General features: G+C 34.4%; 12 protein-coding genes. 9 read left to right on the top strand and 3 right to left on the bottom strand.

Annotated features, from left to right (window positions below):
- Window positions 1-901: 901 nt before the first annotated feature.
- On the bottom strand, window positions 902-2,449 hold the full coding sequence (locus tag F6U93_RS06310; protein ID WP_150937961.1) for an Rne/Rng family ribonuclease: 1,548 nt from the start codon (window positions 2,447-2,449) through the stop codon (window positions 902-904).
- A 422-nt stretch (window positions 2,450-2,871) separates the two neighbouring features.
- Window positions 2,872-3,162, bottom strand: coding sequence for an HU family DNA-binding protein (locus tag F6U93_RS06315; protein ID WP_013869848.1), 291 nt, complete (start codon window positions 3,160-3,162; stop codon window positions 2,872-2,874).
- 139 nt (window positions 3,163-3,301) lie between these two features.
- Between F6U93_RS06315 and mutY the strand changes: the two genes are divergently transcribed.
- The 4 genes from mutY to gldD all read left to right on the top strand — a co-directional run bounded on the left by mutY (window position 3,302) and on the right by gldD (window position 6,897).
- Entirely contained in the window at window positions 3,302-4,342 is a 1,041-nt protein-coding gene (gene mutY, locus F6U93_RS06320) for an A/G-specific adenine glycosylase (RefSeq protein ID WP_150937962.1), read from the top strand.
- Window positions 4,343-4,493: 151 nt separating this feature from the next.
- Window positions 4,494-4,958, top strand: a complete 465-nt coding sequence (locus F6U93_RS06325; protein ID WP_150937964.1) for a single-stranded DNA-binding protein — start codon at window positions 4,494-4,496, stop codon at window positions 4,956-4,958.
- A 50-nt stretch (window positions 4,959-5,008) separates the two neighbouring features.
- The gene (locus F6U93_RS06330) at window positions 5,009-6,316 is read left to right on the top strand and encodes a gliding motility-associated protein GldE (protein ID WP_150937966.1); all 1,308 of its coding nucleotides are present in this window, start codon (window positions 5,009-5,011) and stop codon (window positions 6,314-6,316) included.
- Complete coding sequence (gldD, locus tag F6U93_RS06335; RefSeq protein ID WP_150938287.1) at window positions 6,316-6,897, top strand: gliding motility lipoprotein GldD; 582 nt, start codon at window positions 6,316-6,318, stop codon at window positions 6,895-6,897. The genes F6U93_RS06330 and gldD overlap by 1 nt, the downstream gene beginning before the upstream one ends.
- 277 nt (window positions 6,898-7,174) lie before the next feature.
- Here the strand turns inward: gldD and F6U93_RS06340 are convergent, their stop codons facing one another.
- Complete coding sequence (locus tag F6U93_RS06340; RefSeq protein ID WP_150937968.1) at window positions 7,175-7,792, bottom strand: heavy-metal-associated domain-containing protein; 618 nt, start codon at window positions 7,790-7,792, stop codon at window positions 7,175-7,177.
- Between the two features lie 308 nt (window positions 7,793-8,100).
- On the opposite strand from F6U93_RS06340, the gene rplU reads away from it, so the two are divergent.
- The 5 genes from rplU (at window position 8,101) to F6U93_RS06365 (ending at window position 14,905) form a co-directional block, all read left to right on the top strand.
- Window positions 8,101-8,724 carry a 50S ribosomal protein L21 gene (rplU, locus tag F6U93_RS06345; protein ID WP_150937970.1) on the top strand — a complete coding sequence of 208 codons (624 nt, stop codon included), beginning with the start codon at window positions 8,101-8,103 and terminating at the stop codon, window positions 8,722-8,724.
- A gap of 43 nt (window positions 8,725-8,767) precedes the next feature.
- Entirely contained in the window at window positions 8,768-9,028 is a 261-nt protein-coding gene (gene rpmA / locus F6U93_RS06350; protein WP_013869859.1) for a 50S ribosomal protein L27, read from the top strand.
- Window positions 9,029-9,180: 152 nt separating this feature from the next.
- A complete protein-coding gene (locus tag F6U93_RS06355; RefSeq protein WP_191963462.1) occupies window positions 9,181-10,749 on the top strand; it encodes a tetratricopeptide repeat protein in 1,569 nt (522 codons plus the stop codon).
- 156 nt (window positions 10,750-10,905) lie between these two features.
- Window positions 10,906-13,740, top strand: a complete 2,835-nt coding sequence (locus tag F6U93_RS06360) for a TonB-dependent receptor (RefSeq protein ID WP_150937974.1) — start codon at window positions 10,906-10,908, stop codon at window positions 13,738-13,740.
- 154 nt (window positions 13,741-13,894) lie between these two features.
- Window positions 13,895-14,905, top strand: a complete 1,011-nt coding sequence (locus F6U93_RS06365) for a phytase (RefSeq protein ID WP_150937976.1) — start codon at window positions 13,895-13,897, stop codon at window positions 14,903-14,905.
- Window positions 14,906-15,041 lie beyond the last annotated feature (136 nt).

Raw genomic sequence — 15,041 nt, forward strand, 5'->3', positions numbered from 1 at the left:
AAAATATAATTTATATTTTTCCCTAATTTGTTGCTTGTATCTATGAGTTCATACTGTTATATGCACGATCGTGACGATAGAGCGAGTTGTGATAATACAACAACAGTTTTATCTTTAAATTAAAATAATTAAATAATGTCAGAAAAATTTAAATATAATATGTTGTTATTTCTTATTCTGGGCTTTGTATTGGCATCAGGAATCATATTTTTAGTTCTCTTAAATTCACTAGAGAATATTGCCATGTGGCGAATCTTAGCAGGGATGTCTGGCTTTTTGTTGACATCCTTATTAGCCGCTTTTTTCATAAGAAAAATAAAGACCAAGCTTAATGAGTCCTCTTAAGAATGCCTCCATTTGGGGAAGATTGATTAAGCTGATAGATTGAATTTTTTTTGTAAGTTAAGATAACCAAAAATTCAGCTAGAGTATCCCTCGTTTGGGTTACATTTTTTTTATTCCATAAGTATGGTTGACTAGTGTTTAATATGTGCTTTTTAAGCACTTGATTGTTTATGCTTATTAAGGTGATTTAAATTAAGTGTTATTTCAATTGAAGAACCCTTCAGGTTTTCAAAACCTGAAGGGTTTAAGTCGTGTTTTAGTTGTAATAAAGAAATTTGAATTACTTAATTTTTATCTTTTAAAACATATTTTATGAAAACTCAAACCCCGCAATAGCGATTGCAGCGGCATCCTTTTTTGCCATTAAAAGCAAAAAAGATATAGTGGAAAGCGCGGTGCTTCGCAATTGCCCAAATAACTATTATTGAATATTGAAATAATATGAAAGGTGTCATTTCGTAGAATCTTAAGAATGATTAAAAGATTCTTCAGTCGTACCTCCTTCTGAATGACAAACAAAAAACCCCTAACTAAATGAATAGAAAGGGGTTTTAGGTTATTTAATTTGATTACCGTCTTTATCGAAAAAGTGGTATTCTAGATATGTGTAAGCATCTCTTGGTAATATTTTCACCCATTTTTTGTGTTCTAAAAACCATTTAGAACGCACAGATGGAAAGCCTTGTGTTAGGAAGGCCGCTATAAAAGGATGTGTGTTTAAGGTCACCTTTTTATAGTCTTTTTTGAATAGTTTTTCAAGATCGAAGTTTATCTTTTGCACGATTCCAATTGGGGCTTCTACTTCGGCTCCGTTGGTAATGGCATCTGGATTTTCTTCACGTGTTTTGATGTTCATTTCTGGACGCACACGCTGTCTTGTAATTTGTATCAATCCAAATTTACTTGGAGGTAATATTTTGTGTTTGGCGCGATCGTCTTTCATTTCATCACGAAGGTGATTGAAAAGTTTCTGCCTGTTTTCGGCACTGGTTAAATCGATAAAATCGACTACAATAATACCACCCATATCACGTAAACGTAATTGTCGGGCTATTTCTGTAGCGGCTATAAGATTAACTTCTAGTGCAGTGTCCTCTTGACTATTGGCTTTATTGGAGCGGTTACCGCTATTAACATCTACAACGTGTAGGGCTTCGGTATGTTCAATAACCAGATAAGCACCTTTTGCCATAGAAACGGTTTTGCCAAAGGAGGTTTTAATTTGTCTTTCGATTCCGTGTTTTTCGAAAATCGGAACGTTTGACTGATACAATTTCACTATTGATTCTTTTTTTGGTGCAATTTCTTGCACATAGTCTTTAATTTGATAAAAAAGCGTTTCATCATCAACATGAATACTTGTAAAGGTATCGTTGAATATGTCTCGTAGAATAGAAGAGGCTTTATTCATTTCTCCTAATACTTTACTTGGATGATGTGCTTTGTGTAGCTTTTTACACATTGCCGTCCAGCGACTAAGCAAATTTTGTAAATCTTTATCTAGTTCTGCTACTTTTTTGCCTTGTGCTACCGTACGTACAATAACGCCAAAACCTGGTGGAGTAATACTCTTTACCAAACGTTTTAGACGGTCTTTTTCTTCGCGGTCTTCTATTTTTTGAGAAATAGAAATACGACTAGAAAAAGGGACTAAAACAATATATCTTCCGGCAATAGAAAGCTCTGAGCTTATTCTAGGACCTTTGGTTGATATAGGTTCTTTTACGATTTGTACCAATAGCGATTGATTTGATTTTAAAGCGTCAACTATTTTGCCGCCTTTATCAATATCTTTCTCGAATGGGAAATTTTTTAAAGAAAATTCTTTTAGTTTACCTGTGCTTACACGTTTTGTGAATTTTAAAAGTGAAGGGAGTTTAGGACCTAAATCATGATAATGCAAGAAAGCATCTTTTTCATAACCTACATTTACAAATGCAGCATTTAGTCCTGGAACGGCTTTTCGTATTTTGGCTATAAACACATCGCCAACAGAGAAGTCGTTACTTTCTTCATCCTTTTGTAATTCAATAAGTTTTCCATCTTTTAATAAGGCAAAATCAACATTGTCGGAACTAGATCGAATGATCAATTCTTTATCCATGGTGTTAATTTTTATCCATACAACAAAGTTGAAAGTTGTTTGATAAAGGCTTAAAAGTTAAAAACTAATAACCAAAAACAAACAACTAACAACTATATGGTATAGATGGATTATACATTATTTTTATCTGATACTTACGTACCAGACCACAGGATTTTTTAAATCCGTGGAGTTTTGTAAAGCTATTGAAAGCCTTAAAAACTCATTTCAAAGAACTCGTTGTTGTTAAAATCAAAAAAAGTAGTTAATCTAACTACTTTTTTGATTTATTTTTTCTTTTTGTGACGGTTAGCGCGTCTACGTTTCTTACGTTTGTGCGTCGCTACCTTATGTCTCTTACGTTTTTTACCACTTGGCATAAATAGTGTCTTTTTAAATTAATAATTCGTTTTAGTTGCTGAATCGCATTCAGCTTATGCAATTTATTTTACGTCTACATTTGTTTTAACGCCCTCAACAAAAACTTTTGCTGGCTTAAATGCAGGGATATTATGAGCAGGTATTTTAATAGTTGTGTTCTTTGAGATATTTCTACCAGTTTTCTCAGCTCTTGTTTTAATAATGAAGCTTCCAAAACCTCTTAAGTAAACATTATCACCAGCTTCTAAAGAAGTTTTTACTTCTTCCATAAATGTTTCAACAGTTGCTTGAACATCACCTTTTTCAATTCCTAATTTCTCAGAAATTTTTGCTACTAAATCAGCCTTCGTCATTTTTAATATTTTATTATGGGTTACTATATATTCTAAAAGGGATGCAAATATAAGGATTTAATATTCAATATTTCAAACCTAATTCACTTAAATTTAATATTATAAACGTTTATTTTTACGCGCTCTATTTAATTCGTGCATGATATTTTCAAAAAAGTTAATTAATTGGTATTCAGTAAATAAGCGTGATTTACCTTGGCGAAATACTACAAATCCATACCATATATGGTTGTCTGAAATAATTTTACAGCAAACACAAGTAAATCAGGGGTTACCATTTTATGATGCTTTTATTACTAATTTTCCGTCAGTTTTCGATTTAGCTGTAGCAAAAGAGTCTGAAGTATTAAAATTATGGCAAGGATTGGGTTACTATTCTAGAGCTCGAAATTTACATGCTTCGGCAAAATACGTAGCGAACGATTTAAATGGTGTGTTTCCTAATACATATAAGGACTTGTTAAAATTGAAGGGTGTTGGTGATTATACGGCTAGTGCCATAGCGTCCTTCTGCTTTAACGAAGCCACACCGGTGGTTGATGGTAATGTGTACCGAGTGCTGTCACGTTATTACGGAATAGATACGCCCATAAACTCATCAAAAGGCGCAAAGGAATTTAAGGATTTGGCGCATGAGCTTATTGATGAAAAGCAACCTTCGGCATTTAATCAAGCTATTATGGAGTTTGGAGCTATACAATGCAAGCCTAAAAATCCAGATTGTGAGGTTTGCGTGTTTCAGGAGTCATGTTTTGCTTTTCGAAATAATAAAATAGGGGAGTTGCCCGTAAAGATTAAATCCGCGAAAGCGAAAAAGAAATATTTTAATTTTTTAGTATTCATTGATGAAAGCGGAAATACCATTTTAGAGCAACGCGAAGGGAAAGGGATTTGGCAAAACCTGTTTCAGTTCCCTTTAGTGGAATCTAATAGCAACCTGGATACTAAAGGTTTTGAAACTGTTATACAATCACAAGACTTATTAAGTGGTCAGGATTATTCGTGGCGACTTTATAATAAGGAGCCTATTGTTCATAAATTATCGCATCAACATTTATATACTAATTTTTGGATTGTAAATGTGAAGACTTTAAAAGGTGAAACCATACCTGTTGAAAATATTCGCGATTATGCAGTGCCTATATTAATTGGTAATTTTATTGAAAACTTCAATTTTTAGGGGTTATTTTCAAACCTATTATATATATGGTAGTTGGCTTAGAATTTCTTATTTTCGAAGCCTAAGTTTATTGGCGTCACATTTTTTTCTTAATTTTAAAATCATGTGAAGCATTTAAACTAATTTTGCTTTTCTAATTTTAATACAAATTATGTCAGGAACGTTAAACAAAGTGATGCTTATTGGGCATTTGGGTGATGAAGTGAAAATGCACTATTTTGAAGGTGGTAACTGCCTTGGGCGATTCCCTTTGGCTACTAACGAAACCTATACTAATAGGCAAACTAATGAACGTATAACAAATACCGAGTGGCATAATATTGTAGTTAGAAATAAAGGTGCTGAAATTTGTGAAAAGTACTTGAGTAAAGGGGATAAGGTGTACATCGAGGGCCGTTTGAAAACCAGAAAATGGATGGATGATAAAGGTTTAGAGCGTTATTCTACCGAAATTCACTGTAGTGATTTTACTTTTTTAACAACTAAAAAGGAAAGTGGTTCTAGCGCTACTAGCAGTTCGAATCAAGCAGCGCCTCAAAACACTGCAACTTCAGCTAAACAAGAGCCGGTGCAAAAGCCTAGCGATGAAGGTGCTGAAGATGATCTTCCGTTTTAAAATGAAAACTATGATTTTTCAACATTTAAGTTTAACTAAACCAGTTGCCATTGGATCCTGATCCTGCCAGTTTAATGTCCTTATTTATAGCCACAGACCTCCCTGTAGTTCTTGGTTTTGTTTTGTTGTTTGTACTCCTCTTATGTTCTGCACTTATTTCTGGGGCCGAAGTGGCGCTATTTTCCTTGGGAAGAGCAGATATAGACGAAGGTATTGAGCATTCATCGCGCCGTATTCAAATTATAGAAAAACTTCTAGAGCGCCCTAAAAAGTTATTGGCTACCATTTTAGTCGCTAATAATTTTATAAATATTGCTGTGGTTATTTTATTCGCTTTTTTAAGTGATATTATGTTTAGCCATTTTAGTAATCCACAGGTTAAGTTTCTTATTGAAGTTGTTGTAGTTACCTTTTTAATTTTGCTGTTTGGTGAAATCTTGCCTAAAATTTACGCGAGCAGAAACAATTTAAAGTTCGCTGTTTTTATGGCCTACCCTTTAAAGGTGTTAGACTTTCTATTATCGCCCATAAGTTTACCTATGCGTAGTGTGACTTTAGGCATTCATAGTAAACTCGGTAAACAGAAATCGAATATTAGTGTTGACCAGTTATCGCAGGCTTTAGAACTCACTAGCGAAGAGGATACCACACAAGAAGAACACAAGATTTTAAAGGGTATTGTATCTTTTGGAAATACAGATACCAAACAAGTTATGCGTCCGCGTATAGATATTTTTGCCCTAAATATTGAGCAGAAATACGCCGATATTATGCCCGAGGTGATTGCTAATGGCTATTCCAGAATTCCCGTTTATAAAGATAGTATCGATACCATTGAAGGAATTTTGTATGTTAAAGATTTACTACCATATATAGATAGAAAACAATTTGATTGGACGAGCCTTTTACGTGACCCATTTTTTGTTCCAGAGAATAAAAAGCTGGATGATTTAATGACTGAATTCCAAGAGAAAAAAGTGCATTTGGCTGTGGTGGTTGATGAATACGGTGGTACCTCAGGCTTAATTTCTTTAGAAGATATTATTGAAGAAATTGTAGGTGACATTAGTGATGAATTTGATGACGAAGATTTGACCTACTCCAAGCTGGATGATCACAACTATGTTTTTGAAGGTAAAACAGCCCTGAAAGATTTTTATAAAATCATTAAAATTGAAGACGAAACTGTTTTTGAAACGAGTAAAGGTGAATCTGAAACCATTGCCGGTTTTGTTTTAGAAATATCGGGGAGTTTCCCGAAGTTAAACAGTAAAATAAATTTTGAAAATTACGTTTTTACTATTGAAGCTTTAGACAAAAAACGTATTAAGCTTTTAAAATTTACGATTAAAGAATGATGAAAATCTATTACGTTTTAATACTATTTGTGGTTTGCTTGGTGGCTTGCGAAGATGCCGTGGTGCCTAAACCTAAAGCTTTTTTAAGGTTGGAGTATCCTGAAGCCAAGTATAAAAAAACAGAATTCGATTTGCCGTTTACCTTCGAAACTAACGAGCTAGCTACTGAAATAAAAACTCAAAAAGTTCAAGCACCAACCGAAAGTTATGGTGTGAATATTGAATATCCTTCATTAAAAGGCACCTTGTTTTTAACGTATAAGTCTATTGATAACGATGAAAAAAATCTCAAAGATTTTTTAAGAGATGCTCAAAATTTTACTCAAAAACATACGGTTAAAGCCGATGAAATTCCAGTAACGGCCTATGAGAATACTACGCGTAAAGTGTATGGCGCTTTCGCGGAAGTTAAAGGTGATGTAGCGTCTCCTTCACAGTTTTATGTTACCGATAGCGTACAGCATTTTTTAACAGGTTCGCTATATTTTTATGCCAAGCCTAATTATGATTCTATTTTGCCAGCCGCTAATTATATCCAAAAGGATATTAGGCATATTATGGAAACGGTGGAGTGGAAGTAGCTTTTGTTAAATGAAAAGTTAATAATGAAAAGTGAAAAATTTTCACCGGGAAGCGTCAATCGTGAAACGGGCTTTGTTTTATGTTTTGACTACTTGTTTTAATTTTAAATAGGAGTTTTTTTTGAGAGGTTTAAGACTGAGGAATCAAGATACAAGGCTCTAAAATTAATTGTTTTGTAAAAGTAGTGAGTCCAATAATAATTAATCAATTAATGGTCCGATTAAACAAATAAACGCTTAAACGAATAAACAGAAACACGAATCAATAATAAATTAACTACGCTGCTTTCTCCTTGCAGCATGCTTCTTTACAATCTGCTTTACAAGCCATTTTTTCTCCAGCTTTCACACCATCTTTGCAGCAGTCTTTTTCGCATCCTGGCTCACAAGCTGTTTTAGTTTTACCTGAACAACAAGCTTCTTTGCAATCGGCTTTACAGGCCATTTTTTCTCCTTTTTTTACGTCAGCTTTACAACAGTCTTTTTCACAACCTGGTTTGCAAGCTGTTTTTGTAGAAAAAGCATCAACGGTTTTCATATCGGTTACCGAATAGGTGTCAGATACGCCAATAACAGTTTCTTCCAATGACGTTGGGTTGACTTTAGCTTCATCGTATTCAACCATAGCCAGTTCTTTTTCAAAATCTACTTTAGCCGATTTTACACCGTCCATTTTAGAAATTTTCTTTTGTATGGTTGCCGCACAACCCATAGCACAGGTCATCCCTTTAATGGTAAATTCCGCTTTAGCGTAAGTCGCATTGGGGTCAACTTCTTTTGTTGATTCTGCAGCAGTTTCAACTTCAACAGTTCTAACTTCAGCATTTTTGTTTTTACAACTAAAAGTAAAAGTTGTTACAAGAGCAAGAATTAATAGGTGTTTTATTGTTTTCATAATAGATGTATTAGAAATGGTTGTTTCGTTGCAAAGCTACTAAATATTGCGATTTAATATGTTAAAAAGCTAAATTTGTAATGGCTTTAGACGTCTAAAAAATGATTTCAAACAGAAGTATTTCAGCTTTTTATGGTGTTTTAGCGGGGTGTTTCTCGGGTTTTTATGGGCGTTACGAAAAAAAGTTGAAAAATATTGGCCTATCAAGGGTAAAACGTTTGTAGTTTAATTAATTAGAAGTATATTTGCACCCGCCTTCCGAGAGGTAGGTTCATTTCAAATAAAATAATTAATAAAAACGTTACGCTATGTACGCAATTGTAGAGATAGCAGGGCAACAATTCAAAGTTGAAAAAGACCAAAAAGTTTTTGTTAACCGTTTACAAACTGAAGAAGGTAAAGAAGTTTCTTTCGATAATGTTCTTTTAGTAGGTGATGGTGACAATGTAACTGTAGGCGCCCCAGCTATAGACGGAGCTCAAGTAGGAGCAAAAGTCTTAAAGCACCTTAAAGGTGATAAAGTTATAGTTTTCAAAAAGAAAAGACGTAAAGGTTACCGTGTGAAAAATGGTCACCGTCAATCTTTAACTGAAATCGTAATTGAAAGTATTGCCACTTCGGGAGCTAAAAAAGCTGCCAAAGTTGAAAAGAAAGCAACTCCAGCAAAAAAAGCAAAGGCTACTAAATCTGATGATTTGAAAAAAATCGAAGGAATTGGACCAAAAATCGCTGAAACTTTAGCTGAAGCAGGAATCGCAACTTTTGCTAAATTAGCAAAAACTGATGCTGCTAAAATTGCAGAAATCATTGCTGATGTTCGTGGTAACCACGTAACTGATACTTGGCCAGCACAAGCTCAATTAGCTGCTGATGGTAAGTGGGATGAGTTGAAAAAATGGCAAGACGAATTAGACGGTGGTATTGAAAAGTAATTTTCAATAACGCTTAATATTAACAATATAAAACCTTAAGATCATGGCTCATAAAAAAGGAGTTGGTAGTTCGAAGAATGGTAGAGAATCAGAATCGAAACGTTTAGGCGTTAAGATTTTTGGTGGACAAGCTGCTATTGCTGGAAACATTATCATAAGACAACGTGGTAATACACATCACCCAGGTGAAAATGTATACCAAGGAAAAGACCACACTTTACACGCTAAAGTTGATGGACTTGTAAAATTCACAAAGAAAAAAGATAATAAATCTTACGTTTCTATCGAGCCTTTCGAGGCTTAAGAAACAGTTTTCTTAATGTATAAAAAGCCCTTTCTGTTTTCAGGAAGGGCTTTTCCTGTTTTCTTTTTTTAATCAAAACATGTTTTTAAAATAATGTTTTGTTAATGTTCATGGAGTTATTTTGCAACCTTTTGTTAAATAAAAATACCACCGTGAATTTTATTAAATACCTACTTATTATTACGTTTTTTTGTGTTTATCATTCCCTAAACGCACAAGAAAAAACAGGTCTTTCTCATGAACTTAGAATTAATGCGCTTAAAAAACGTCTTAATACGGCCCAAAAAGCTGAAGATTCCTTAAAAATAGCTCAAGTTTATGTTAAGCTTGCCAATTTTTATAAAAGCTTAAACCTAGATAGTGAAGCCCTTAAAAACTATCATGTGGCTCAAGAGTATTACGTTGAAAAGGATAGCTTCTATATTTACGCTAACAATAATATTGCTGCTATTCATCACAATCTAAAACAATATAAAGAGGCCAAACTTTATTTAGATCAAAGTGTTGACATTTCTAAAAAAATAGGATTCCAAGGTGGTTTGGCTACGGCCAACTCCTTATTAGGCGGTGTGGCCGAAAAACAAGGCGACTACCAAAAGGCCTTGGCTTATCAAAAACAAAGCTTAGAAATTTTTGAAGCCCTTGAAGATAGTACAGGACTCGCCATAACCTATGAAAATATGGGGAGTATCTATGAGGATTTAGAGCAATATGATTTAGCCTACACTTATTTTAAAAAAGCATTCGATTATGAAAAGCCGGAAGCTTCAGATCTGAAAATTAATATTATCAATAACCTTGGTGATGTAAACAGAAAGCAAGGCCATTTTGATAAATCCCTAGATTATACCCAAGAGGCCCTTAATTTGGCTAAGAAAACTAAAAATGTAAGTCAGGAGGAGAGTGCTTTAAAAGATTTGGCTAGAACTTATGCTGAATTGGGCGAGTATAAAAATGCTTACGATTTCCTGCATCAGCAAAATACTTTAAACGACGAAGATTTTAAACGCAGAAACGCCGATTTGGTTAGTGCCATGGAGATTCTTTACCATGTTAAGGAGAGTGAAGCCCAATTGGTGTTACTTAATAAGCAAAATCAAATTAATGAAACCCGTCAATTGGCCATCTTGATTGTGAGTGTTGCCATGTTTTTAGTATTTGTGGCTTGGTTTATTTATATGAAAAAACGTAAACGTCAAGAAAAAGAAATTCTGCAATACAAGCAACAAATTCTTCAAGCCGATTTAGATGCAAAAACTGCCGAAGAAACTGCCTTGAAAAAAGAAATTGATATTAAAATTTCTGCACTCACAAACTACAGTTTAAATATTGCACATAAGAATAAGTTGCTTTCAGATATTTCTAAAACCCTCACCAATTTAAAATCTAGGAATGGCGAGTTTGTAAAATCTAAATTGGAAGATTTAGCAAAAGAAATTGATTTTGATTTGGTAAATGGTGATGAGTGGACCGAACTCATGGGCTTTTTTGGAAAAATTAACCCCGACTTTTTTAAAAATTTGAAATCTGATGTTAACACCAATTTGTCGGCTTCAGAATTGCGACTTTCCATGTTGTTACGCCTCAATTTGTCTTCAAAAGAGATTGCTTCCATTCTTCATATCACACCCGATAGTGTTCGTATTGCGCGATATAGGCTGAGAAAGAAGCTGCCTATCGATTCTAAAACCGATTTGCAAGGGTATTTGCTTAATCTTTAGCAGGGTTTAATGAAATGTCACCCGAATGTTATCGGCGTGTTAATGTTGCTATCCTATATAGCCTGTTTTAGGGCTTAAGTTACCTTTTGTTAATACTTATTTCAGTTTGAAACGGCACTTGAAACCTAGATTTGCCTCCAAACTAAAAATAATAAAATGATGAAAAAACAGTACGCATTATTATTAACTATAATATGCTTTTCGTTTTGGGGATTTGCTCAAAATGGAAATATTCAAGGGAAGGTGATCGACGAAAATGGTCTTTCGGTTCCTTTTAGTAACGTTATAATTGAAGCCTTAAGTAAAGGTAATTTATCTGACGAGGATGGTAAATTTACCATTGTTGGCGTTCCTGAAGGGAAACACGCCATTAAAGTAACCTATATTGGTTATAGCACTGCCGAAACTAGTGTAACCGTATATGCAGGTCAAACTGCAGAGGTGACCATTGTTATTCGTCCTTCGTCTGTTGCTTTAGAAGATGTTTTAATTACAGGATACAACAGTGGTCAGGCTAAGGCTTTGAATGCACAAAAAAATAAAGCCAACATTACTAATATAGTATCTACCGATCAAATTGGTAAATTCCCAGATGCTAATATTGGTGATGCTGTGAAACGTATTCCTGGTATTACTATGCAAGTGGATCAAGGGGAGGCTAGAAACATTATTGTTCGTGGTTTAGCACCACAATTAAACTCTGTGACTTTAAATGGAAGCCGTATTCCTTCAGCTGAAGGTGATAATAGAAACGTTCAAATGGATTTAATTCCTGCAGACATGATTCAACTTATAGAGGTAACTAAAGCACTAACTCCAGATATGGATGCTGATGCTTTAGGTGGTGCTGTAAACTTAGTGACCAGAACATCTCCTGAAGGGTTTAGACTGTCTGCTACTGCAGGTTCTGGAATCAACGAAATTTCTGGGAAAAGAATCTTAAACGGCGCCTTTCTATTAGGTGATCGTAGTAAAAATGATAAGTTTGGATGGATGCTTTCTGCGTCTATTAACGACAATGATTTTGGTTCTCATGATGTGGAAGCTGAATGGTCTGATGAATTTGAATATTTCAACGGAACGGATGTTGAAACTGTTGATGTTGATCCGTATACTAACGTTTACGAGCAACGTAACTATATTGTTCAACGTGTGAGAAGAAGTTTTTCTGCAAACTTTGATTATGACTTTGACAACAACAATAGCATTTACTTAAAAACCATATACAACTGGAGAGATGACCGTGAAAACCGTTATGTTTTAGAGCATGGTATTTTAGATGGTGAGGATATTGAAGTTGGTGATTTTACTATTGAAAACAATGTGCCTACGCGTTTTCCTGTTGAAGTGGTTAGAGAAACTAAAGGTGGTATTGATAATAACAGAAATAAAAATACCCGTTTAGAAGATCAACGTATGCAAAATTACAGCTTAGGTGGTGATCACTTAGTTGGAAAATTAAAAGTTGATTGGATGGCTTCTTATGCTAAAGCTTCAGAAGAACGTTTAAATGAGCGTTATGCGGTTTACGAAACTGAATACATCATCAACAACGATGTGTCGAACATGAGATACCCTTTATTTACACCAGTAAACCCTGCGGATGCTGATGATATGTCTGCTTTTGAATTTGCCGATATTACTGAAGAAAATCAATACACCGAAGAGCAAGACATTAATACCTTCTTAAACTTTGAATGGCCTTTAGATTTATTCGGACAAGGAAATAGTTCTATTAAATTTGGAGGAAGAGGGCGTTTCAAAACTAAGTATAGAGACAATAACTTTTTTGAAAATGATTTAGAAGCGATGTATCCAACACTTGCTGATGTACCTACAAAAAACCTAACAGATCCAGATTATCTAGTTGGAAGCAAGTATAAAGCAGGTTACTTTGCCGATAACGAATGGTTAGGTAGTCTTGATTTATCAGGAGGTGACCCAGTTCCAGATGAATATTTACGTGAAAACTTTGATGTGAAGGAAGATGTTTATGCAGCTTACATTATGGCCGATCAAAAAATCACAGATAAATTAAGTATGATTGTAGGTTTAAGAGTTGAAAATACTAATTTAATCGCTACAGGAAACGAAATTGAAGATGAAGATACTTTTCTTGGTGAGGTCACTAGAGAGAGCTCTTATACTAACGTACTTCCAGGTGTGCACTTTAAATTTAATGCGACTGATGCGACAGTATTACGTTTTGCTTGGACCAACACTTTAGCGCGCCCTAACTATGTAGATATTGTACCTACAGTTGATATTGTTCATGGTGATGATGAAATTTTTATCGGTAACCCAGCTCTAGATCCCACAACATCAATGAACTTTGATATTATGGCTGAGCACTATTTTAAAAGTGTTGGTATTGTTTCAGGTGGCGCGTTTTATAAAGATATTAAAGACTTTATTTATACGTCTCAGTTTGAAACTGAAGATGATACTTTTGGAGCTGGAACAACAGGTTTTGATGTGTATCAACCAGTAAACGGTGATAAAGCTTCTGTATTTGGTTTAGAGTTTTCTTTCCAACGTCAGTTAGATTTCTTACCTGGTTTTGCTAAAAACTTCAGTGTTTATGCGAACTATACATATGTAACTTCTAGTACTGATGGTATTAGAAATGAAGATGGTGAAGAACGTGAAGATTTAGATTTACCTAATACAGCACCAAATTTATTTAACGGGTCTTTAGGGTATTCTGATAAAAAGTTTAGTGCAAGACTTTCTGCTAACTTCTCTGATGCTTATATCGATGAAATTGGAGGAAATGCTTTTGAAGATAGATACTACGATCAACAGTTTTTCTTAGATTTCAACGCTGGATTTAATATCACCGATAACTTAAGTGTCTACGCTGATGTAAATAACATAACAAACCAATCTTTACGTTATTTCCAAGGGGAAAGAGATAGAACCATGCAAACCGAATACTACGGAAGACGTTTTACTTTTGGTGTGAAATACGATTTATTTAATAGAAAATAGTATAATATGTAAACAAGAGGTTGTTTAACAGGATCGTTGAATTTGATTTGTCAGGTTGAGCTTGTCGAAACCTATGAGAGGATAAAATATATTTCGACAGGCTTAATATGACAATCAAGGCACTTTCCTGTATACCTCATTTAAAAATATATAAATGAAAAAATTACTTTTATTAACAACACTTGCCATAGCAGTGAGTTCATGTGGTAAAAAATTACCAGAAATCGCACCAGATGTGATTACAGAACACACTTTACATGATTCTGATGATCCTGCCATTTGGATCAACCCAAACGATGCTTCAAAAAGTATCATTTTTGGTACCGATAAAAATACCGAAGGCGCTATTTATGCTTTTAATTTAGACGGAAAAGTTATTGAAGATAAAACCGTTCGCGGCTTAAAGCGTCCTAATAACATCGATTTAGAATACGGGTTTAAAGTCAACGATTCAACAGAAACAGCTATTATTGCTTTTACGGAAAGAGAACGTAAAGTATTTAGACTTTATGCCGTTCCTGAGATGATTCCGTTAGATAACGGTGGTTATTCTGTTTTTGAAAATGCGGTTGAAGAAGAAGGTGATTCACCAATGGGAATTGCGCTTTATAAATCGGCCACCTCTAACAAAATTTACGCGATTGTTGGTAGAAAAAACGGACCAGCAGATGGTTATTTACATCAATACGAATTGTCTAGCGATAGCTTAGGAGTGCATGCCAAGTTAGTAAGAGAATTTGGTAAATTCAGTGGTAAAAAAGAAATTGAAGCCATTGCTGTAGATAACGAAAATGGTTTTGTTTACTATTCTGATGAAATGCACGGGGTTAGAAAATATCATGCCGAGCCTTCTAAAGGTAACGAAGAAGTTGCTACGATTGGTGGTGAACATTTTGAAAGAGATATTGAAGGTCTTGCTATTGCAAAATATGAAGACCGTGGTTTTCTTATTGTGTCTAACCAGCAAGCACACACTTTTAATATTTTCGACCTAGATACGCTTGCTTTTATAAAAGAGCTTAATTTAGGTACTGTTGAAACTGATGGTTGTGATGTGACTACAATGGCTTTAGGTGATAAATTCCCTAATGGCGTATTTGTTTCAATGAATGATGATAAGAACTTTTTCTTTCATGATTTAGCAAAGTTGAAGCTTACAGAATAATAACAAATTTAGAGTTTAGAAGGTCCTTCAGGTTTTTAAAACCTGAAGGACCTTTTTATTATGTTAAATCGATTTTTATAAGGTAACATAATAATTTTGAAATAAAATTTTTAAGACACATATAGCGCTGATTTAT

The organism is Pseudotamlana haliotis (assembly GCF_008806375.1).
Classification (GTDB): Bacteria; Bacteroidota; Bacteroidia; order Flavobacteriales; family Flavobacteriaceae; genus Pseudotamlana; species Pseudotamlana haliotis.